The organism is Bradyrhizobium tunisiense (assembly GCF_042263385.1).
In the GTDB taxonomy this organism is placed as follows: Bacteria; Pseudomonadota; Alphaproteobacteria; order Rhizobiales; family Xanthobacteraceae; genus Bradyrhizobium; species Bradyrhizobium tunisiense.
In genome coordinates this window covers 767,577-788,174 of the sequence record NZ_JBHLEV010000002.1, presented here as the reverse complement: position 1 = coordinate 788,174, position 20,598 = coordinate 767,577, and the positions used below count along the sequence as shown (strand labels likewise).

General features: G+C 64.1%; 18 protein-coding genes. 10 read left to right on the top strand and 8 right to left on the bottom strand.

Annotated elements, in window-relative coordinates; all coding sequences use genetic code 11:
* Positions 1–174 precede the first annotated feature (174 nt).
* Together ACFDR6_RS11090 and ACFDR6_RS11085 are read left to right on the top strand one after the other, a co-directional pair.
* Positions 175–1,983, top strand: coding sequence for a PHA/PHB synthase family protein (locus ACFDR6_RS11090; RefSeq protein ID WP_212085574.1), 1,809 nt, complete (start codon positions 175–177; stop codon positions 1,981–1,983).
* 64 nt (positions 1,984–2,047) lie between these two features.
* Positions 2,048–2,446: an MAPEG family protein gene (locus tag ACFDR6_RS11085; RefSeq protein WP_094974315.1), complete on the top strand. Its 399-nt coding sequence runs from the start codon at positions 2,048–2,050 to the stop codon at positions 2,444–2,446.
* A 154-nt stretch (positions 2,447–2,600) separates the two neighbouring features.
* Here ACFDR6_RS11085 and argC read toward each other — a convergent pair whose 3' ends face one another.
* The 3 genes from argC to ACFDR6_RS11070 form a co-directional block, all read right to left on the bottom strand.
* Positions 2,601–3,584: an N-acetyl-gamma-glutamyl-phosphate reductase gene (argC, locus tag ACFDR6_RS11080; RefSeq protein ID WP_212085576.1), complete on the bottom strand. Its 984-nt coding sequence runs from the start codon at positions 3,582–3,584 to the stop codon at positions 2,601–2,603.
* On the bottom strand, positions 3,581–4,246 hold the full coding sequence (locus tag ACFDR6_RS11075; protein ID WP_375858267.1) for an FMN-binding negative transcriptional regulator: 666 nt from the start codon (positions 4,244–4,246) through the stop codon (positions 3,581–3,583). Before ACFDR6_RS11075 ends, argC begins: the two co-directional genes overlap by 4 nt.
* 224 nt (positions 4,247–4,470) lie before the next feature.
* Complete coding sequence (locus tag ACFDR6_RS11070) at positions 4,471–5,001, bottom strand: DedA family protein (protein WP_375858266.1); 531 nt, start codon at positions 4,999–5,001, stop codon at positions 4,471–4,473.
* A gap of 271 nt (positions 5,002–5,272) precedes the next feature.
* Between ACFDR6_RS11070 and parE the strand changes: the two genes are divergently transcribed.
* The 4 genes from parE to ACFDR6_RS11050 all read left to right on the top strand — a co-directional run bounded on the left by parE (position 5,273) and on the right by ACFDR6_RS11050 (position 9,821).
* Positions 5,273–7,315, top strand: coding sequence for a DNA topoisomerase IV subunit B (parE, locus tag ACFDR6_RS11065; RefSeq protein WP_375858265.1), 2,043 nt, complete (start codon positions 5,273–5,275; stop codon positions 7,313–7,315).
* Positions 7,316–7,760: 445 nt separating this feature from the next.
* Positions 7,761–8,543: an outer membrane protein gene (locus ACFDR6_RS11060; protein WP_212085585.1), complete on the top strand. Its 783-nt coding sequence runs from the start codon at positions 7,761–7,763 to the stop codon at positions 8,541–8,543.
* 300 nt (positions 8,544–8,843) lie between these two features.
* Positions 8,844–9,029, top strand: coding sequence for a hypothetical protein (locus ACFDR6_RS11055; protein WP_027557870.1), 186 nt, complete (start codon positions 8,844–8,846; stop codon positions 9,027–9,029).
* A gap of 21 nt (positions 9,030–9,050) precedes the next feature.
* Positions 9,051–9,821 carry an SDR family NAD(P)-dependent oxidoreductase gene (locus ACFDR6_RS11050; protein WP_317239642.1) on the top strand — a complete coding sequence of 257 codons (771 nt, stop codon included), beginning with the start codon at positions 9,051–9,053 and terminating at the stop codon, positions 9,819–9,821.
* Positions 9,822–9,921: 100 nt separating this feature from the next.
* Here the strand turns inward: ACFDR6_RS11050 and ACFDR6_RS11045 are convergent, their stop codons facing one another.
* From ACFDR6_RS11045 to ACFDR6_RS11030, 4 genes are all read right to left on the bottom strand, one after another.
* Complete coding sequence (locus tag ACFDR6_RS11045; protein ID WP_212085589.1) at positions 9,922–10,686, bottom strand: outer membrane protein; 765 nt, start codon at positions 10,684–10,686, stop codon at positions 9,922–9,924.
* Between the two features lie 177 nt (positions 10,687–10,863).
* Positions 10,864–12,111: an FAD-dependent oxidoreductase gene (locus ACFDR6_RS11040; RefSeq protein WP_375858561.1), complete on the bottom strand. Its 1,248-nt coding sequence runs from the start codon at positions 12,109–12,111 to the stop codon at positions 10,864–10,866.
* A gap of 1,163 nt (positions 12,112–13,274) precedes the next feature.
* On the bottom strand, positions 13,275–13,460 hold the full coding sequence (locus tag ACFDR6_RS11035) for a DUF2158 domain-containing protein (RefSeq protein WP_212085591.1): 186 nt from the start codon (positions 13,458–13,460) through the stop codon (positions 13,275–13,277).
* Positions 13,461–13,604: 144 nt separating this feature from the next.
* Positions 13,605–15,119 carry a caspase family protein gene (locus tag ACFDR6_RS11030; RefSeq protein ID WP_212085594.1) on the bottom strand — a complete coding sequence of 505 codons (1,515 nt, stop codon included), beginning with the start codon at positions 15,117–15,119 and terminating at the stop codon, positions 13,605–13,607.
* 195 nt (positions 15,120–15,314) lie between these two features.
* Here ACFDR6_RS11030 and ACFDR6_RS11025 point away from each other — a divergent pair, with 195 nt between their 5' ends.
* The 4 genes from ACFDR6_RS11025 (at position 15,315) to fabA (ending at position 20,069) form a co-directional block, all read left to right on the top strand.
* A complete protein-coding gene (locus tag ACFDR6_RS11025) occupies positions 15,315–16,274 on the top strand; it encodes a helix-turn-helix transcriptional regulator (protein WP_375858264.1) in 960 nt (319 codons plus the stop codon).
* Positions 16,275–16,574: 300 nt separating this feature from the next.
* Complete coding sequence (locus ACFDR6_RS11020) at positions 16,575–18,125, top strand: DEAD/DEAH box helicase (RefSeq protein WP_375858263.1); 1,551 nt, start codon at positions 16,575–16,577, stop codon at positions 18,123–18,125.
* A gap of 165 nt (positions 18,126–18,290) precedes the next feature.
* Complete coding sequence (locus tag ACFDR6_RS11015) at positions 18,291–19,358, top strand: GGDEF domain-containing protein (RefSeq protein ID WP_375858262.1); 1,068 nt, start codon at positions 18,291–18,293, stop codon at positions 19,356–19,358.
* A 180-nt stretch (positions 19,359–19,538) separates the two neighbouring features.
* The gene (gene fabA / locus ACFDR6_RS11010; RefSeq protein ID WP_375858261.1) at positions 19,539–20,069 is read left to right on the top strand and encodes a bifunctional 3-hydroxydecanoyl-ACP dehydratase/trans-2-decenoyl-ACP isomerase; all 531 of its coding nucleotides are present in this window, start codon (positions 19,539–19,541) and stop codon (positions 20,067–20,069) included.
* A 54-nt stretch (positions 20,070–20,123) separates the two neighbouring features.
* Here fabA and ACFDR6_RS11005 read toward each other — a convergent pair whose 3' ends face one another.
* Positions 20,124–20,576 carry a TfoX/Sxy family protein gene (locus tag ACFDR6_RS11005; RefSeq protein WP_317239649.1) on the bottom strand — a complete coding sequence of 151 codons (453 nt, stop codon included), beginning with the start codon at positions 20,574–20,576 and terminating at the stop codon, positions 20,124–20,126.
* Positions 20,577–20,598 lie beyond the last annotated feature (22 nt).

Genomic DNA, 20,598 nt, shown 5'->3' with positions numbered 1-20,598 from the left:
GCCCGAAATGGCGAGAGCGAAAAACAGCCGTTGCCCACCAAGCCGAGCGGTGCGGCCCGAATGTGACGGAACCAAGAAGATTTGTCGCACTGCAACACATCTTCGAGAGTGTTTAACGCCAAACATGCGAGCTTCGCGGTGACGAATACGGAATGAGTCGTTACTGTTCTGCTCATGAATATGGCCACGACCGATACGCCCAAACCCGAGACGAAGTTCGATGCGGAAGCCTTCGCGATGAATGTCGCGCGGGCGATGGAGAGCGGCGGCAAGGCGCTCGCCGCTTACCTCAAGCCGCGCGAGAGCGGCGAGGTGCAGGATCGCCCGCCGGCCGAGCTTGCCGAGGTGGTCAAGACCTTCACGTCGGTCGCCGAATATTGGTTGTCGGATACGTCCCGTTCGTCCGATCTGCAGATCAAGCTGGCCAAGGACTATCTCGACCTCTGGGGCTCCGCGGCGCGCCGCATGGCCGGCCAGGACGCCCCGCCCGCGATCGCGCCCTCCCCGCGCGACAAGCGCTTTGCCGACCCGGAATGGAAATCGAACCAGTTCTTCGACTTCGTCATGCAGCTCTATCTGCTTACGGCCAAATGGGCGCAGGAACTGGTGCGCGATGCCGATGGGCTCGATCCGCAGACCCGCCGCAAGGCGGAGTTCTACGTCCAGCAGGTCATTAACGCGCTGTCGCCGTCCAACTTCGTGCTGACCAATCCGGAGGTGCTGCGCGAGACTGTGGCGAGCAGCGGCGAAAATCTCGCGCGCGGCCTGACGATGCTGGCCGAGGACATCGCGGCCGGCAAGGGCATGCTGAAGATCCGCCAGTCCAATCCGGACAATCTCGTCGTCGGCGTCAACATGGCGACGACGCCGGGCAAGGTGATCTACCAGAACGAGATCATGCAGCTGATCCAGTATTCGCCGACCACGGAGCGCGTGCTGCGCACCCCGCTCCTGATCGTGCCGCCCTGGATCAACAAGTTCTACATCCTCGATCTCAAGCCGGAGAAATCCTACATCAAGTGGTGCGTCGACCAGGGCATCACCGTGTTCGTGATCTCATGGGTCAATCCCGACAAGCGGCTCGGCAACAAGAGCTGGGAAGACTACATGAAGCAAGGCCCGCTCACGGCGATGGACGTGATCGAGAAGATCACCGGCGAGATGAAGGTGCACACCGCCGGCTATTGCGTCGGCGGCACGATGCTGGCGACCACGCTGGCCTGGCTCGCCGAGAAGCGTCGCCAGCGCGTGGCGTCCGCGACGTTCTTCGCCGCGCAGGTCGACTTCACCCATGCCGGCGATCTCCTCGTGTTCGTCGACGAGGAGCAGATCGCATCGCTCGAACAGGACATGAAGACGGCCGGCGTGCTCGAAGGCTCGAAGATGGCGATGGCCTTCAACATGCTCCGCTCCAACGATCTGATCTGGTCCTACGTCGTCAGCAACTATCTGAAGGGCCAGCAGCCGAGCGCGTTCGATCTGTTGCACTGGAATTCCGATGCGACGCGCATGACCGCGTCGAACCATTCCTATTATTTGCGCAACTGCTATCTGGAGAACCGGCTCTCCACGGGCACGATGGTGCTCGACAACACGTTGCTCGATCTCTCCAAGGTCAAGGTGCCCGTCTACAACCTCGCCACACGCGAGGACCACATCGCGCCGGCGGAATCGGTGCTGTACGGCTCGCAGTTCTTCGGCGGCCCGGTGAAATACGTGTTGTCGGGCTCGGGCCACATCGCCGGCGTGGTCAATCCGCCGGCCTCGAACAAGTATCAGTACTGGACCAACGACAACATCAAGGACGTCAACGTCGCGCAGTGGATGAAGGACGCCGTGGAGCACAAGGGCTCGTGGTGGCCGGACTGGCGTGAATGGCTGCGCGGAATCGATCCGGAGGAAGTCCCGGCGCGCAGCGTCGGCAGCGACGCCCTGCCCCCGATCGAGGACGCCCCCGGCAGCTATGTCAGGGTCCGCGCATAGCGGAATCTTCCGCGCTTTTGTATAGACTCGGCGCTCAACGCAGCGACGACAGAGAGGATCGACCATGACGCGCGAATTGTTCTGGCTGACACTGACGGTGATCCTGACCGGGATCCTCTGGATTCCCTACACCATCAACCGCTGCCAGGTCCGCGGCCTCACTGGCGCGATGGCCAATCCCTCGCGCGGCGACAAGCCGCAATCGGAATGGGCGAACCGCCTGATGTTCGCGCACGACAACGCGGTCGAGAACCTCGTGCTCTTTGCACCGCTGGTCTTGATCCTCAACGCGATCGACTATTCCACCAAATGGACCGTGCTGGCCTGCGCCGTCTATTTCTGGTCGCGCGTCGCGCATCTGATCGTCTATGCGCTCGGCATCCCGGTGTTCCGCACCCTCGCCTTCACCGTTGGCTTCCTCGCCCAGGCCGTGCTGGCATTGGCGATCTTCAAGGTGTTCTGAACCAGTGTCCCGGACGCGCGGAGCGCGAGCCGGGACACAGAAGGCTGCAATCGAAACAAGCAAGAATAGGCCCCGGCTCTGCAGCGCATCACCGCACCGGACGATGCTTCAACATCGCCGGGGAAGTGCCGCGCTGAGTCCGGGGCACAAAGCCCTACGCCTCCGGCAATCCAAGCATCAGCCGCATGTTCTGCACGGCGGCGCCTGAGGCACCCTTGCCGAGATTGTCGAGCCGCGCGACCAGCACGGCCTGATGATATTTGTCGCTGGCGAAGACGTAGAGCTCGAGCATGTTGGTCTCGTTGAGCGCCTCCGGCTCGATCCGGCCGCCCTTGCTCGCCTCGTTCTGGAGCGGCATCACCGAGACGTATTTCGAGCCGGCGTAGCGCTTTGCCAGCGCGGCCTGGAGGTCTGCGCCACCGGGCTTACCCGGCAAGGTGTCGAGCTGCAGCGGCACCGAGACCAGCATGCCCTGCCGGTAATTGCCGACAGAGGGAATGAAGATCGGGCGCCGCGTCAGGTTCGAATAGAGCTGCATCTCCGGCAGATGCTTGTGCTCGAAGCCGAGACCGTAGAGCTCGAAGGACGGCGCGCTGCCATCCTCGAAGCTTGCGATCATCGACTTGCCCCCGCCGGAATAGCCGCTCACCGCGTTGACCGTGACGGGATAATCAGGCGGCAACAGGCCGGCATCGACGAGCGGCCGCAGCAGCGCGATCGCGCCGGTCGGATAGCAGCCGGGATTGGAGACCTTCCTGGCGGCCTTGATCTTGCCGGCCTGGTCGGCCGTCAGCTCGGGAAAGCCGTAGGCCCAATCGGGCGCGACCCGATAGGCGGTGGAAGCATCCAGCACCTTCGGCGCCGACGTGCCCATGCTGTCGACCAGCGCAACGGTTTCCTTGGCGGCATCGTCGGGCAGACAGAGAATGACGAGGTCCACCTCCTCCATCAGCGCCTTCTTGGCCGCGGGATCCTTGCGCTTGTCGTCGGGAAGCGTCTTCACGACCACGTCGTTCTGCAGCTTCAGCCGCTCGTTGATGCCGAGCCCGGTGGTGCCGGAGCCGCCGTCGACAAAGACGTTTGCGGGTTTCTTCGCCGCGCCGGTGATCGGGGCTTTCGTGGTCTCAGCGAGGCTCATGACGCGCTCCTTTCGAGCTTGTTCGTGTCGTGTTCAAAAACTTGCGGCCTGGTCTGCCGCATCAACTCCGAGATCTGCTTCGCGTCGGCATCGCCGGCGCCGAGTGCATTTGCGATCGCCGCATAATCGGCGTCGGATTTGTGCTGGTTGAGCTTGAAGCTGCCTTCGACCTCTTCAACATTCATCACCAGACCCACGATCGCCTTCTTCATCGCTTCGAGCCGGCCCGCCGTCATCTTGCCCGACGTCCACGGCTTCTTCGGCAGCAGCCAGTGCTCGAACTTGTCGCTGAGCGTGTCGATCTGCACCGACAGCTCGTCGTCCGACAACGGCCGCACCGGCCCGCTCAGATGCACCGACTGGTAGAGCCAGGTCGGCACCTGGTCCGGCGAGACGTACCAGTCCGGCGATACATAGGCATCGGGGCCGTTGACCGCGAGCAACCAGGACGCTTCGCCCCCGGCAAGCTTTAGCAGCGGATTGTGACGGGCGACATGAAAGGCGGCCTGCGGCGTGCCGTCGGCAGCGTAGGTCAGATAGAACGGCAGCGGGGAAGCGACCGGCTTCTTTCCGTCGAAGGCGCACATGGTGCCGAAGCCGCGCTCCTCGGCGAACTTCAGGCTCGCGGCGCGGTCCTGCTTGAAAAAGGGTGGCGTGTACATCGTGGTCTCCTGCTGGGCCTCCGTGGGGGCCGCCGGATCAGATCGCGCTGACAGGAGAGAGAATGCCGCGGATCGGATCCAGCGGCAAAGACGATGATCTCAAACGCGATCGACCGCCCAAACCGCAAGACTGCGGCGGCGGCGACGGGCGAACAGGATGGTCGCGGCGTTGATCATGGCGCGGGGCTATAAGGCCAGATCCGGTTCCCGTCAAGGTTTGGACGTCAGATCACCCGCCAGATCCACTCCATGATCTTGGCGAGCACGTCGCCGAACAGCAGCAGCACGGCCGACCAGACCAGCGCGGAGACGAAATTGGCGACCTGGAAACTCCAATAGGGCATCTCGAAGATGCCGGCCGCGAGCGGCACCGAGGCGCGCAAGGGACCGAAGAACCGGCCGATGAAGATGCTGGGCACGCCCCATCTGCGCACGAAAGCCTCGCCCCTGGGCAGAAGTCCCGGATAGCGCGACAGCGGCCACATCTCGGCGACCTTCTCCTTGTAGCGGAAGCCGAACCAGTAGGAGACCCAGTCGCCCAGCGCCGCGCCAAGGCCGCCGGCGATCCAGACCGGATAGAAGTTGATGCCGCTCGCCCCGATGAGCGCGCCGATCCCCACCAACGCACCCCAGGCCGGGAACAGCAGCGAGATGAAGGCGAGCGATTCTCCGAAAGCGAGCAGGAACACGATCGGAGCCGCCCAGGCCTGGTGAACGCGCACGAATTCGGCCAAGGCGTGCGCAAACTGCTCCATCAAAAATAGCCTTCCCGCCCCGTCTCAAGGTGCTGCGATGAAAAAGACTGGTAAGCCAAGGACTTGTGTGACATCAAGTCACAAAGCCCGCCTCACGCAGACCGGCAGGTCAATTTGCCGGGAATTTGGAGGGGGTGCGGCGTAAAATCGCCGGGATTGGCCCCCAACGACACCGCCCGGCCCGCCCTGCGATAACCTTTCCAAGTCAGAAGTGGCATAGTCGGCCTCATCGATTCGCCGCCCAAGCGGCCCTCAAAGCGCATCAAGATATATGTCCAAGCAGTTGAAGCCCAAAGCAAAAGACGACTTTTTCGGCGGCGACGAGCCGAAACCCCGCGCCGCCAAGGCGGCGCCGCGCGCGGGCGGCGGGGAAGCTGACTACACCGCGGCCGACATCGAGGTGCTCGAAGGCCTGGAACCGGTGCGACGCCGGCCGGGCATGTATATCGGCGGCACCGATGAGAAGGCGTTGCATCATCTGTTCGCCGAAGTCATCGACAACTCGATGGACGAGGCGCTGGCCGGACACGCGACGTTCATCGGAGTCGAGCTCAGTGCAGACGGGTTCCTCACCGTCACCGACAACGGCCGCGGCATCCCGATCGATCCTCATCCGAAATTCCCGAAGAAGTCGGCGCTCGAAGTCATCATGTGCACGCTGCATTCGGGCGGCAAGTTCGACTCCAAGGTCTACGAGACATCAGGCGGTCTGCACGGCGTCGGCATCTCCGTGGTGAATGCCCTCTCCTCGCGTCTCGAGGTCGAGGTCGCGCGCGGCCAGAAGCTGCACCGCATGATCTTCGAGCGCGGCCATCCCAAGGGCAAGCTCGAGGATCTCGGCAAGGTCAACAACCGCCGCGGCACGCGCGTGCGCTTCAAGCCCGACACCGACATCTTCGGCGCCAAGGCCGCGTTCAAGCCGCAGCGCCTGTTCAAGATGACGCGCTCGAAGGCGTATCTGTTCGGCGGCGTCGAGATCCGCTGGAACTGCGCGCCCGACCTGCTCAAGGGCATCGAGGATGTACCGGCCGAAGCGACGTTCCACTTCCCGGGCGGCCTCAAGGACTATCTGGCGGCTGCGATCCACGCCGACACGCTGGTGCATCCCGACATCTTCTCCGGCAAGTCTGGCCGCAACGGTGCGCACGGCGCCTGCGAATGGGCGGTGGCGTGGACCGCGGATGCGGACGGCTTCCTCTCCTCCTACACCAACACAGTGCCGACGCCGGATGGCGGCACGCACGAATCCGGCCTGCGCAGCGCGCTTCTGCGTGGCCTGAAGGATCACGCCGAGCGCGTCGGCCAGGGCAAGCGCGCAGCCTCCATCACCTCCGAAGACGTGATGGTGGGCGCGGCCGTGATGCTCTCGGTGTTCGTGCGCGAGCCCGAATTCCAGGGCCAGACCAAGGATCGGCTTGCGACCGCCGAAGCGCAGCGCATCGTCGAGCAGGCGATCAAGGATCCGTTCGACCATTGGCTGTCGGGCAATCCGAACATGGCCAACAGGCTGCTCGACTTCGTGCTCGACCGCGCCGAGGAGCGGTTGCGCCGCCGCCAGGAGAAGGAGACCGCGCGCAAGACGGCCGGAAAGAAGCTGCGCCTGCCCGGCAAGCTCGCCGACTGCACCGACGCCGGCACCGACGGCTCGGAGCTGTTCATCGTCGAGGGTGACTCGGCCGGCGGCAGCGCCAAGCAGGCGCGTGACCGCAAGACCCAGGCCGTGCTGCCGCTGCGCGGAAAAATCCTCAACGTGGCGTCCGCCGGCAAGGACAAGCTGACGGCCAATGCCCAGCTCTCCGACCTCGTGCAGGCGATCGGCTGCGGCCAGCTCCTGCATTACCGCGAAGAGGATCTGCGCTATCAGCGCATCATCATCATGACCGACGCAGACGTCGACGGCGCCCACATCGCCTCGCTCCTGATCACCTTCTTCTACCGGCAGATGCCGCGGCTGATCGACGAGGGCCACCTCTTCCTCGCGGTGCCCCCGCTCTACAAGCTGACCCACGGCTCCAAATCGGTCTATGCGCGCGACGACAAGCACAAGGAGGCGCTGCTCAAGAGCGAGTTCAACGCCAACGCCAAGGTCGAGGTGAACCGCTTCAAAGGCCTCGGCGAGATGATGCCGGCGCAGCTCAAGGAAACCACGATGGACCCGCGCAAGCGCACGCTGCTCAAGGTGGTCCTGCTTGCCGACGATCGCGACACCACGGCCGATTCGGTGGAGCGCCTCATGGGCACCAAGGCCGAGGCACGCTTCGCCTTCATCTCGGACAAGGCCGAGTTTGCCAGCGAGGAATTGCTGGACGTGTAGAGCCCTCGGGGCCGTCTACTCCGTTCGGGAGCCTCGGCGGGAGCCGGGGCTCTTTTTATTTGTGGGGACCCCGCCTGTTTATCGATAAGGCCTGCCGATGGTCCGCACGGCCTTGAGCGATTCCCGGCTCCGCGAACGCGACTCGGCCAACGACTCACGGCGCTGAGGCTGAGGCGGGACTGCCGCCATTTCGGACAAGGCTCGATCTCCTAACGAAACCTTACCCGGACCCGAAACTTCGAAATTCACACAAGCTACTGATTTTGCATGATTCTTTCTAATTTCGGGAGCTGCCCCTCGGACGCCCGCTCAGCGGCGTTTTCCGGCGACTGTGCCTAGCCGGCAACAGCATTTCGGCGAGAACCGTCTATAGTCCGGGCATCAGATGAAACGAACTTCAGTGCGCTCGCGCCTGCTACGACAGACCAAGGTTGGGGATTTTGACATGAAGAAGACTTTGCTCGCTCTGACCGCCGTTGCGGCGATGACCGGTTCGGCCTCGGCTGCCGACCTTGGCGCCCGTCCCTACGTGAAGGCTCCGATGCCGGCGCCCGTCGCCAACTGGACCGGCTTCTACGTCTTCGGCGGTGGTGGCGGTGGCCTCTCGAATGCCGACCAGAGCATTGTGGATACGGCCACCGGCACGCCGTTGACGATCACGCAGCGCCAGGGCGGTTCCGGCTGGTTTGGTACGGTCGGCGCTGGTTACGACTGGCAGTTCAGCGGCACCTGGGTCGCCGGTGTGTTTGGCGACGCTCAGTTCGGCAGCATCCGTTCCACCATCCAGGATCCGACCTTCGACATCACCGGTAACCAGAAGCTGGAAACCTCCTGGGCCGCGGGCGTCCGCCTCGGCTGGCTGGTCGCTCCGAACGTTCTCTCCTACGTCAACGGCGGTTACTCCGGCGCTCACTTCGGCCGCACCAACTTCACGACGCTCGGCGGTACCCCGGCCGGTGTTCACCTCAATGGCTACGATCGTCACGGCTGGTTCATCGGCGGCGGCGTCGAGAACAGCCTGAACATCTTCGGCATCACCTCGCCCGGCTGGTTCATGAAGACTGAGTATCGTTCGGCCTTCTACGATACCAAGACCGAGGCCATTCGGTTCGATGGCACCGACGTCCCAACCATCAACAGCGTCCGCGCCAACAGCTGGAACCAGACGATCTCGACCTCGCTGGTCTACCGCTTCAACTGGACCGGTCCGGTCGTCGCGAAGTACTGATCTGATCTCACGATCAAACGTCAAAGCCCCGGCATCGTCCGGGGCTTTTTCGTTGTGGGTCTGTCGGCAGCCGATGCTCGCCTCCAACGACCGTCCTCGGCGGTGAACCTCGCACAATATCGTCGATCGCCCTGCCCGCGCATCGCGACATCCGCCGGGATTCGCCTGCGACGGGCTTCTGCCGGCGCCGGCATTGTAACCGAACCAGAGCTGCGGCTACTGTGCGCCCCAAGCTTTCGAGACCACGGCCATCGTTGATGCCGCGCGTCGCGATGGAAGCAGATCGATGGGGAGGAATGCATGCGCAGATTTCTGCTTGTAGCAGGCCTGTTTGCCCTCGCCGTCGGGCTGCTCTGGATCGGACAGGGCACGGGCACCGTTCCCTGGCCGCGATCGAGCTTCATGGTCAACCAGCTGCAATGGGCCGGCTACGGCGCCGCCATGGCCGGCTTCGGGCTGGTGCTGATCTGGCAGAGCAACCAATAGAAGAAACCAGGGAATACAAGCATGACATCCAGCCGGTTCGATCTCCGCGGCAAGGTCGCGGTCGTGACGGGAGGCAATGGCGGCATCGGGCTCGGCATGGCGCGCGGTCTCGCCGATGCCGGCGCCGACATCGCCGTGGTCGGACGCAACGAGGCCAAGTCTAAAGCGGCAGTCGAGGATCTCAGGCAGCGCGGCGTCAAGGCGATCGCGGTTGCGACCGACGTTACGGACAGGGCAGCGATCGAAACCATGATTGCGCGCGTGGTAACGGATCTCGGCCGCATCGACATTCTCGTCAACAACGCCGGCATGAGCATCCGCAAGCCGCCGCACGAGCTCGAGCTCGACGAGTGGAACAAGGTGATCAACACCAACCTCACCAGCGCCTTCCTGTGCTCGAAGCTAGCCTATCCGCACCTGAAGGCGTCCGGCAACGGCAAGGTGATCAACATCGGCTCGATGATGTCGATCTTCGGAGCGAGCTTCGCCACGGCCTATGCGGCGAGCAAGGGCGGCATCGTGCAGTACACGCGCGCCTGCGCCAATGCCTGGGCGCCCGACAACATCCAGGTCAACGCGATCCTGCCGGGCTGGATCGATACCGACCTCACCCGCGGCGCGCGGCAGCAGGTCTCGGGATTGCACGAGCGGGTGCTGGCGCGCACGCCTGCGGGGCGCTGGGGCGACATCGACGATTTCGCCGGCATCGCCGTGTTCCTCGCCTCGCCCGCCTCGAACTTCGTCACGGGCACCGCGATCCCCGTCGATGGCGGCTTCTCGGTGATGGCCTGAGGCCGGCCTGCACAAGGCAAAAAGAAGCCCCGGTCGAAGCCGGGGCTTTTGAATTTGGCCGTTCTTTTTTTGATCGTTGGTCGCGTTGCGTTCGACGTGCTCAGTAGCGGGCGATGGTCGGTGCGTCGAACTTGTAGCTCGCGCGCACGACCGCCCACTGGATATCGCGCGGCTTGGCGTCGAACGTGTAGTTGGTCGTGGTGCCGCCAAGCTGATAAGTCTGGCTGCCGAAAGCCGCGTAATTGTACTCGAGGCCCACGATCCAGTTGCGGGTGACGCCGTATTCCCAGCCAGCGCCGACCGTCCAGCCGTTGGCCCAGTGGGTCTGACCGCCCGAGCCTGCGGCGCCGACGGTGTCACTGACCGAGAGACGGTTGTTCACGCCGGCATAGCCGCCCTTGATGTAGAAGAGGTTGTTCTGCACGGCGAAGCCGGCACGGCCGACCACGGTCGCAAGCACGTTGGCACGCCAGGAGAACACGTCGTCACCGGCGCCGAACACGGTGTTGGTGAATGTGCCCTTGTTATCGAGGCCGGAGATCGTGCCTTCCATGCCGAACACGTAATTGTTGGCCTGCCAGTTGTAGCCGATCTGGGCGCCGCCCATGATGCCCGAACTGCGCTGACGGAAACCTTCTCCCGGAGAGAGATCGCCGAAGCCGCCACTGTTGCCGTTGTTGATGAACTGCTCGTTGGTCCAGGCGCCACCGATGTGGCCGCCGACATAGAATCCGGTCCAGTTGAACAGCGGCTCGGCATAGGCCGGCGCCTTGGTGTAGCGCGCGCCGAGATCGGCGGCGGAAGCCGCACCCGCCGAAACCAGAGCGGTCGTGCAGGCGAAGGCGGCGATCAATTTGTTACGCATGGTACAACCCCGTGTCCTTTGATGGGCGCAAGGTCACAGACGGGTGTTACTAAAATTGGAATCAACAAAGTTAACGCAGCGCAGGGCCCGCGTCGGCCTGCAAATCCGTGAGCGCTGTTGCGCGCAGGCAACGCCGCACGCGCGATTTAACGCGAAATTATCCCTGCCGTCCCCGCGCTACGAAGTCGGTGCGGCCTTCGAATGCACGTGCTCGGGCCGCACGCCGAGCGCCAGCAGGCGCGCCGGGATGCCCTGGAGCCATGGCAGCGCGGTGATGAGGCGAACGACCAGCGGTACTTTGAGCGGCCGGTCGCCCAACTGCAACGCGCCGCTGATGATCTTGTTCTGCACGATCACCTGCATCCGCTGCGTCACCTTTACAGGGAACTCGCGGCGCCGCCTGATCGCATCGAGATCGTTCTCGGACGGACAGCCGTGCTGCATCTTGTCGGCCAGCAGGTTGGCGGTCGCGACCGCATCCTGCACCGCGAGATTGACGCCGACGCCGCCGATCGGCGACATCGCATGCGCGGCGTCGCCGATGCAGAGCAGGCCCGGCCGCGTCCAGCGCGCCAGGCGGTTGATTGCGACGGTCAGCAGCTTGACGTCGTCAAAGCTCTTCACCTCGGCGATGCCGCCCTTCAGGATCGGCGCCATGCGCACGACGTCGTCGAGCAGAGCCGATAGTCTCCTCGCCTTCACCGCATCAAACTGTCCCTTGGCGATGACGTAGGCGCATTGCCAATAGTCGCCGCGGTCGAAGGTGATCATCATCTTGCCGGGCTCGACGCGCGCGAACACGTTTTCGGTCTCGTCGGGTTTGCGGCCGGCGCGGAACCAGAGCACGTCCATCGGCGCGCCGATCTCCTCGACGGCGAGGCCCGCGCGCTCGCGCACCGTCGAGTGCCGGCCGTCGCAGGCGATGGTGAGATCGGCTTCGATGTCGATGAGGCCGTCAGGCGTTTTCGCTCGCACGCCGGCGATCGCCTCGCCGCGGCGGATCAGATCGACCGCCTCCGTGCTCATCATCACCTCGAGCGAGGCAAAGCGCCGGCCGGCCTCGCGCAGGAAATTCAGGAAGTCCCATTGCGGCATGAATGCGATGAAAGGGTATCTTGTATGGAGCCGGCTGAGATCGGCGATGCGCACCGGCGTGCCGCCGAACAGACCGTCCATTTTCTGCAGGCGCTGATGCGGCAGCTTCAGGAAGCCATCGATCAGGCCGAGCTCGTCCATGACTTGAAGCGTCGAGGGATGCACGGTATCGCCGCGGAAATCGCGGAAGAAATCCGCATGCTTCTCCAGCACCACGACCTCGATGCCCGCCCGCCCCAGGAGATAACCGAGCATCATGCCGGCCGGCCCGCCGCCGACGATGCAGCAGCGGACCTTTTTCGTCCGATTCGATTGCTGGTCGAATGTCATTGCAGCCACGATCCGAGTGTCGATCAAGATGTGGCGGTCAATGTAACGCCGATTCCAGGTGACCGGCTCCGAATTCGGATGCGGGACTTCGAACGCTGCCGGCAGCTCGGGTCACGCCGGCCGCCCCATCCCGGAATTAAGCCGCACCCCCTATTGTTATCAGGAGATACGACCCGGAAGGGCATCAGAGGGAACGTTAAAGGTGGTAGGCCCGCTTGGCGCGGACCCTCCTGAATGGGAACTGGACTATTTCTGATCTTCATTGCTGGTCCCGGTGCCCGGGCTGCCGATCGGCAATCCATTGGGCGCATGGCCGGCGCCAGCGTTCCGCGCGGCTTGCGCCGCTGACGGCGACGTGCCGTTCGCAGTCGGCGGCTGAACGTTCGGATTGCTCTGGCTCCTGTTGGTGTTGACGTTGGCGCCTGTGGTCGTGGCACGCGTCCCCATCCCCGAAGGGGCTGACGGCCCCGAACTGGCGCTGCTGGATGAGGTGCCCATTCCGGCCCCCGAGCTAGCCGCAGATCCCGCGCCTCCGGTACCTGTTCCGGCTGCGGCGCCGGCACCGGCACCCGCACCGCCGCCACCTGCACCGCCGCTGCCTCCACCACCGGCACCGCCACCTCCCTGAGCATAAGCGGTCGTCGAAAGCGCAGCGCAGGCGAAAGCCACGAGGATGGACTTGCGGAACATGGATCGTCTCCCTGGTTTGGTGGACAATCGACAATCCAAGATACCGAGGGGTTGTTCCTGATCCTGCGGCGAATAGATGCCTGCTTCCCTCTGGGCTTCGCGAGGGGGCATTTGATAAGCGCGCAAGCTGCCTATCAGGCGCGTCGCATCCCTTGGTTCGCTCCAAGGGAAGTTGTCACTCCTCTCAGAGCAGTGCCGCCTTGAAGGGTCATCCCGATATGAATAGGAAATGGAATACGAGGGTCGCCGACAATTGCTCCGAGACCACCTCTCAACGGTAGACGAGAGCACCAGGGGATCCCGTCAAAGAGTGCAACCAGGCCATCTTTCATGGCCCCCGTGCGCCCGCGGCGATCTGGAAGAGTAGATCATTGATTGAAAGTCTGACGTGAGTCCGCTTGGCGGTTCGCGGACAGCAAAACTCCCGACGTGGACGCGTCGGGAGAGAGACGATGGGTAGCTACGAAACCGAGCTAGCCGGCATCGGCAGCGGCCCCTTCAATGACGGTGAGCATGTAGCTCGGAAATGTCGAAGAGCGCAGCTCGCCCTTAAGGGTGAACCACTGACAATCGATGTTTTCACCGCTGATCGCGTGAACGGTCATGAGGGGCCCGCCGGATCGAAGGCGAACGCGGTAGCCAAGCTTAATATCTGGCATGAGGAAAACTCCATTAATAGAAACAACCCAACATAACTTATGGTTGTATTCCATGCAACTTGGCTCGGGAGAGCCCCCGACTATGGCTCGGCCAGTCCACTTATCAGGGGCGCTGCACACCGCTGGCGACGAGGTTGCTGAGCCTCAATTGTTACTCCGGTTCGCGCTGCGAAAACTCTTGATCTCGGACACGCTGCCGTCGCGATAGGTCAGCTCCACCGAGACGGACTGCGTGCTTGGAGCGAGCTTCATGTAGAGCGGCATGCCGGCGCTGACCGCGCTGGGATCGCGCATGTCGCAAGGCGGCATCTTCAGAACCTGGTTGGGCACGGCGCTGTCGATGCCGATGCGCACCTCGCGGATGGCGCAGCGATAGGACACGAGATGCGTGTAGTAGACGAGCAGGCCGTTGAACTCGCGGAACGACAGCCAGCTCGTCGCGGTCATGTCGAGGATCTTGCGCTGGTCGCGGATCAGCGCGGCCTCGGGATCGAACCGGATGGGGAACGGGCCCTGCATATCGCCGGACTGGTCGACATAGCGGACCTCGATGGTGCCGGCCTGTGCATCCGGCGGCAATTCGATCGACGGGTTGGGCATCCGCTTGCGCGTGCGCGGATCGAGCGTGTCGATGAAGCCGGTCTCGCGGAAATCGCCCTTGCCGGCCATGCGCCAGGAAATGCCGAGCGCGGGGTCGGCGAAGGAGAACACCACGCTCCAGCCGCCATTGTGCCGCGAGAAGCTCGCGATCGGCGCGTTGGTGGCCTCCTCCCTCGGCAGTTGCGGCACCGACACCGGCGGCAGCGCGGCGAGCTTCGTGGGCGGCGGATCGTCGGAACGCACGACGGCGTCCTTGGCGAGGCCGCTGAGGAACACGTCGTCGACCATCTGGTCGAAATAGACGGGCACCTGCCTGTGCTTCACGGTGTCGGCCATCTCGCTGACGGCCCGGCGGGTGCGCTGCGCCACCTGCACGAGGTTCTCGCCGGGCTTGAGCAGCTCCTTGGCGAAGGTGCGCGTGAACACCGAGTTGGGATTGGCGTCGTCGTTGGAGAGGCGATCGAGCGCGGTCTGGCGGGGACCGGCCGAGAACACCGAGAACACGCCTTCGGGCAGTTGTGTCATCGGCGCAAGCCCGCCGCCTCCGGCGACGGCGCGGGTGCCCTTGCGCTCGAAAGGATTGTTGCGGCAGGCATCGAACACCAGGATCGACGTTCGCGCCTTCTTGTTCTGAAGGCGCTCGACGATGCGGTCGGCCAGGATGGAGGCGTCGCGCACCAGTTCCTCCTGCCCTTCGGTCGCGGCCGGCACGTCGGTGGGCAGCAAATAGTTCTGGCCCGCGATCTCGAAGCCGTGGCCGGCGTAGAAGAAGAACGCGGTGTCGCCGGGCTCGATCGCCTTGTCGAAGGCGAGCAGCGTCTCGGAGAATTGCTGCCGGCTCTGGTTCTCGGCGACCATCACCGAGAAGCCGAGCTGCTTCAGCGTGTCGCCCATGGTGCGGGCGTCGTTGACCGCCTTGAGCAGCTTCGGGACGTTCCTGTAGTCGTTGTTGCCGACGACGAGCGCGACACGCTTCTCGGCATGAGCGGGAGCGGCGAAGCCGCTCAGGCCCGCCACGAGGCCAAGGGCCGCCAGAATTCCGAAAAGCCGACGTGTCATCGCAAGATTCCCGTTGCAGAACGGCCGCAGGCCGCATCCTTGGAACAGCAGCATTTGAGCCCCTGCCGCTGTGTGATAGTCGGCCCAGGCGTAACGGGGGTTCAAGGGTCGGGGCTCCGGTTCATTGATCTGGCTATGGCAGATTCCCGCGGAATCTGCTCTTTCTAGGGCAATTGCCTGCAAGCGGGGGCTGCCGTGTATCGCTGGTGTACCGACGAGGTCGAGCCGAATGATCGCTTCGACTATTGGCGCGAGGTGCGCTCCAAGGGGTTGTTCGGCGTCACCGCCGAACTCGAGCGCGAACGGCGCGCGGACTTCTCCGGCGAATTCTCGCTACGCCAGCTCGGCGGCGCCGGCCTCGTCGAGCTGAAGGCCTCACCTTACACCGTGGAGCGCAGCGCGTCCGACATCGCCGACGCACCGGGCGACGCCATCTGCGTCTACCAGCAGCTCGGCAGCGGCGGCTGGTTCGGCGGCATGCGCGGAAACGACTTCGCGATCGCCAATGGCAGCTTCGCCACCAGCCATACCGACCTGCCCTATCGCACCGCGCCCTCGGGCGCCGGCGGCTTCCACCTGCGCGTCCTGAAGATCCCGCTCAGCAGCATCCCGGTGCAGGACAGACGCATGCGCGAGCTTTCGCCCCGGACGTTCGGCGATCCGACCCTTGCGCCCCTGCTCGGTGCCTGCTTTGCAGATCTCAATGAGGCCGCTGACGACGTCGTTCTCGACGCGACGTCCCTCGTCCAAGCCCTCGCCCATCTCGCCCTCATCGAGCGCGGCATCGTGCGGCCCGGCGGCCGGCGCGGACAGGCCGCGCTGCGGACTGCCCGGCTGTCGCAGGCCCGGCGCCTGATCGCGTACCACCTGCAAGACCCCGGTCTGGCGCCGGCGATGGTGGCTGATAAGCTCGGCGTGTCCGTGCGCCACCTGCACATGCTGTTCGAGACCGCGGAGAAGAGCTTCTCGCAGACCGTGACGGACGAACGCCTGAAACAAAGCCGCCGCCTGATGCGCGAGTCGCCCCAGCGGCTGATCGCCGACATCGCGGCCGCCTGCGGCTTCGAGAGCCTGGCGACCTATTACCGGGTCTTCAACGCCGCCTACGGCATGGCCCCCGGCGACTTCCGGGCCCAGGGCTCGGATGGACGTTAGCCGCCGTTTTGGCGGCCCCGGCCGGAGCGCGCGGCTCGGCGGAAAAACCCTAGTCGCGCCCGCTATTTGGTAAAAACCTCAGGTTTTTTAGGGTCTTCCCGCGCCCGCTCCATTGACTTTGGCCGATTCCCGCCTATGTTCCGAGGCGACGCGGCTCAGATCGAAGAGCGATTCCTGAGCGTCGCGCTTTGTCCGCGTGAGTCAGCACCCCCAGCTTCTTTGAGAGCGCGCCGTTTCGGGGTGGAACGCGACAGCCTTAATCACCCTCGATTCCGAACGGCGGTTTCGACCAGAGGCTCAATGTCCTTTTCAAATCTCGGACTGTCCGAAAAAGTCCTCGCCGCAGTGGCGGCCACCGGTTACACCACCCCCACCCCCATTCAGGAACAGGCGATCCCCCACGTCCTCGCACGCAAGGACGTGCTCGGCATCGCCCAGACCGGCACCGGCAAGACCGCGGCCTTCGTGCTGCCGATGCTCACCATCCTCGAGAAGGGGCGCGCCCGGGCCCGCATGCCGCGCACTCTGATCCTCGAGCCGACTCGCGAGCTCGCGGCCCAGGTCAAGGAAAACTTCGACCGTTACGGTGCCGGCCAGAAGCTCAACGTCGCGCTCCTGATCGGCGGCGTCTCCTTCGGCGACCAGGATGCCAAGCTGACGCGCGGTGTGGACGTGCTGATCGCAACCCCCGGCCGCCTGCTCGACCACACCGAGCGCGGCGGCCTGCTGCTCACCGGCGTCGAGCTGCTCGTCATCGACGAAGCCGACCGCATGCTGGACATGGGCTTCATTCCCGACATCGAGCGCGTCTGCAAGCTCGTCCCGTTCACGCGCCAGACCCTGTTCTTCACCGCGACCATGCCGCCGGAAATCCGGCGCATCACCGAGACCTTCCTGCACAATCCGCAGAAGGTCGAAGTGTCCAAGCCCGCGACCACCGCGGTGACCGTCACGCAGGTCCAGGTGCCCGCCGGGCGCGAGGCGCACGAGAAGCGCGAGCTGCTGCGCCGCCTGCTGCGCGAAGCCAAGGATCTCAAGAACGCGATCATCTTCTGCAATCGCAAGCGTGAAGTGGCGATCGTTCACAAATCGCTTCAGAAGCACGGGTTCAGCGTCGGAGCCCTGCACGGCGACATGGACCAGTCGGCTCGCACGGCCGCACTCGAGCAATTCCGCAAGGGCGAGCTGCCGTTGCTCGTCGCCTCCGACGTCGCCGCCCGCGGCCTCGACATTCCCGAGGTCAGCCACGTCTACAATTTCGACGTTCCCCATCACGCGGACGATTACGTTCACCGCATCGGCCGCACTGGCCGCGCCGGCCGCACCGGCACCGCGATCTCGATCGTGACGCGGCTCGACCAGAAGTCGATGGCAGCGATCGAGAAGCTGATCGGACAGAGCATTCCGCTCGCCGAGGGCGATTTTGAAGTCCACGCCGAAGCCTCCGATGCGACCGAACGTCCACGCGAGTCGCGTGGCCGCGAACGTTCACGCGGTGGGCGCGGCAAGCCGCAGCGCGGCCGCGACCGTGAGCGCGGCCACGAGCCGCGCGAGGCGCTGGGTGAGGCAAGACATGCTTCCGAAGCAAGACCTGCTTCCGAGGCCGGACATGCCCCCGAAGCCAGGAGTCCTTCGGAGGCACGACAGCCCGCTGAAGCAAGGCATCGCCCGAGCGACAAGCGCAGGACGGAGCCGCGACACGACGCCCGCCAGCAAGCCAATCCGTCGCATGTACCGTCGATCGGCCGTCCCGAGCCCCGCCGCCAACGCGAGGCCGACAGCGAGCCGGGCGATCACTCGCATCTGCCGGCGTTTCTGCTGCGGCCGGTCCGCTCTCCCGCCGGGGCCTGAAGCGCGACGCGCTCCAGGTTTCGGTTGAGCAAACCCGCCCTACAAGTTTCTAGATTCATTCGTGGACGTATATTTACGGGGCGTTCACGATCGTCCGTTAGCCTACGAACATAATTTAAGCATTGCTGCGGTCGATTGCGCCCCGACCGCCGTGGGGTATGTTCCGTGGTCAAGGTTCTCGACGAACACGAACGCACGTTGGCGTTCGCCGAAGTGGCGCTCGGCCAGATCCGATCGCTGCGACAGACGGCAATTCCCCGCAATTACGAGATCTGGTACGTCTACGCCACCGGCTACAACGCACCGCTCAACAAGATCGTCAACGAGACGCTGGCGCGCAGCGGCAAGCTGACTGAAGCCGATCTCGAGCAGATCTACGAGACCTATCTCTCCCACATCAAGACCACCGACCGTATCGACAAGGTCGGCGCGCGCGTCATCGGCGAGATCGACGACGTGATGAAGGTCCTGGGCGATGCACTCGGCATGACCGGCTCCTACGATGCCAGCCTGTCGGGCGCCACCGAAAAACTCTCGTCGGCCAGGAGTCGCGAGCAGATCAGGTCGATCGTCGAAGCGCTGCTGCGTTCGACCAGCGAGATGCGTGAGACCAATAAGGCGCTGGAAGACCGGCTGACGTTGTCGAAGAACGAGATCAGCAATCTCCAGCAGAGCCTGGAGGCGATCCGCGCCGAGAGCCTGACCGACCCGCTCACGGGACTTGGCAACCGCAAATATTTCGACCGCATGATCGGCATGGCCGTGCAGAACGCACTCGCATCGGGTGAGCCGCTGTCGCTGCTGCTGTTCGACATCGATCACTTCAAGTCGTTCAACGATTCCTACGGCCATCTGACCGGCGACCAGGTGCTGCGTCTCGTCGGCCTTTCGCTGAAGCAGACCATCAAGGGCCAGGACATCACCGCACGCTATGGCGGCGAAGAGTTCGCGGTCGTGCTGCCCAACACCGCGCTGCGTCAGGCCCTTACGGTGGCCGACCACATTCGCCGCGCGGTGATGGCGAAGGAATTGAAGAAGAAGTCCACCGGCGAGATCCTCGGCCGCGTCACCATCTCCGTCGGCGTCTCCATGCTCAAGCAGGGCGACGACACCGACGCGCTGATCGAGCGTGCGGATGCCTGCCTCTACGCCGCAAAGCGCAACGGCCGCAACCGCGTGATTTGCGAAGCCGATCCGGAATACGCGGTCGAGACGCACAGCCGGGTGGCGTAGGCTTCCGCGAGCTGCCGCAGGGTGAACGAAGCGAAGCCTGCCCACCACCTGTTTCGATCATGGAAAGACCCTGGAGACGGCGCTACGCGCCTTTGCCCACCCTGCGGCACCGCCCCGCTTGACATTGTTCGGCGGCAAGCAACATCCTCCCGGCCGCCTGAGCATTGAGGACTTGTCGTCTTGTCCAACCCCCTCGATTTCCACGCGCCACAATCGTCCTACACCAGAGACGAGCTACTGCGATCGAGCGAAGGCGGCTATTTCGGCCTCGGAAACGCGCAATTGCCCGCGCCGCCGATGCTGATGATGGATCGCATCACCGAGATCAGCATGGACGGCGGCACGTTCGGCAAAGGTCATATCGTCGGCGAGGTCGATATCACGCCTCACCACTGGTTCTTCGATTGCCACTACCGCGGTGACGCGATGATGCCGCCTACCCTTGGGCTCGACGCCATGTGGCAGATGGTCGGCTACTGGCTCGGCTGGTCGGGCTCACCCGGCAAGGGCCGCGCCATCGGCGTCGGCGAGGTGGAATGCACCGGCGAGATCACACCAAACGCCCGGCAAGTGCGCTACGAGGTCGCGATGCGCATGGTCCGTCGCGGCAAGCTGGTGCTCGGCATTGCCGACGGCCGCGTGCTCGCAGATGGCGTCTGCGTGTTCACGGCCAAGGATATGAGGGTCGGCCTGACCAAGGCCGCGGATTGAGGTCTCGTACGGTCGGCAAAGGCGCAAAGCGCGCTGCCCACCATCTCGTCGTGATTATTTCGAGCGGTGGTCCCGCTTCGCTTTGCCTACCCTCCGCACCGTTTTCTTGGCGGTCTTTTTAGCTACCTTCTTGGCCAGAGACTTCTTCGGCGCGCCTTTTCTCGCGGCGCCCTTCTTCGGCCGCTTCTTCACCTTGGCGCGCTGCGCGGCGGCGAGTGCCGCCCTCGCCCATTGCACCAAGTCCTCGGAATCGTCGAACAGGCGCGCCGGCAGCTCCCAATAGGAGTTGACCGTCACGGTCTTGGCGCGGGTCGAATATTGGAACGGCCTTGAGCCCTCGGCTTCGAAGTCCGGAATGGTCACCTCGTCGGCGCGGAAGAACAGACCGGCGCGCAAGGCAAGTGCGAAGTTGACGCCGTCGACGGAAATGCCGTGGCCGGAGAACATCTTGCGGATGGTGACGGGGCCGAAATCGGAAAACAGGTCGATCAGGAATTCGCGGTCCATGGCCCAACGCTCTCCCAGATGT

Coding starts and splice junctions, on each gene's coding strand:
- ACFDR6_RS11090 (WP_212085574.1), top strand. CDS start 175: ATGAATATGGCCACGACCGATACGCCCAAACCCGAGACGAAGTTCGAT.
- ACFDR6_RS11085 (WP_094974315.1), top strand. CDS start 2,048: ATGACGCGCGAATTGTTCTGGCTGACACTGACGGTGATCCTGACCGGG.
- argC (WP_212085576.1), bottom strand. CDS start 3,584: ATGAGCCTCGCTGAGACCACGAAAGCCCCGATCACCGGCGCGGCGAAG.
- ACFDR6_RS11075 (WP_375858267.1), bottom strand. CDS start 4,246: ATGTACACGCCACCCTTTTTCAAGCAGGACCGCGCCGCGAGCCTGAAG.
- ACFDR6_RS11070 (WP_375858266.1), bottom strand. CDS start 5,001: ATGGAGCAGTTTGCGCACGCCTTGGCCGAATTCGTGCGCGTTCACCAG.
- parE (WP_375858265.1), top strand. CDS start 5,273: ATGTCCAAGCAGTTGAAGCCCAAAGCAAAAGACGACTTTTTCGGCGGC.
- ACFDR6_RS11060 (WP_212085585.1), top strand. CDS start 7,761: ATGAAGAAGACTTTGCTCGCTCTGACCGCCGTTGCGGCGATGACCGGT.
- ACFDR6_RS11055 (WP_027557870.1), top strand. CDS start 8,844: ATGCGCAGATTTCTGCTTGTAGCAGGCCTGTTTGCCCTCGCCGTCGGG.
- ACFDR6_RS11050 (WP_317239642.1), top strand. CDS start 9,051: ATGACATCCAGCCGGTTCGATCTCCGCGGCAAGGTCGCGGTCGTGACG.
- ACFDR6_RS11045 (WP_212085589.1), bottom strand. CDS start 10,686: ATGCGTAACAAATTGATCGCCGCCTTCGCCTGCACGACCGCTCTGGTT.
- ACFDR6_RS11040 (WP_375858561.1), bottom strand. CDS start 12,111: ATGACATTCGACCAGCAATCGAATCGGACGAAAAAGGTCCGCTGCTGC.
- ACFDR6_RS11035 (WP_212085591.1), bottom strand. CDS start 13,460: ATGCCAGATATTAAGCTTGGCTACCGCGTTCGCCTTCGATCCGGCGGG.
- ACFDR6_RS11030 (WP_212085594.1), bottom strand. CDS start 15,119: ATGACACGTCGGCTTTTCGGAATTCTGGCGGCCCTTGGCCTCGTGGCG.
- ACFDR6_RS11020 (WP_375858263.1), top strand. CDS start 16,575: ATGTCCTTTTCAAATCTCGGACTGTCCGAAAAAGTCCTCGCCGCAGTG.
- ACFDR6_RS11005 (WP_317239649.1), bottom strand. CDS start 20,576: ATGGACCGCGAATTCCTGATCGACCTGTTTTCCGATTTCGGCCCCGTC.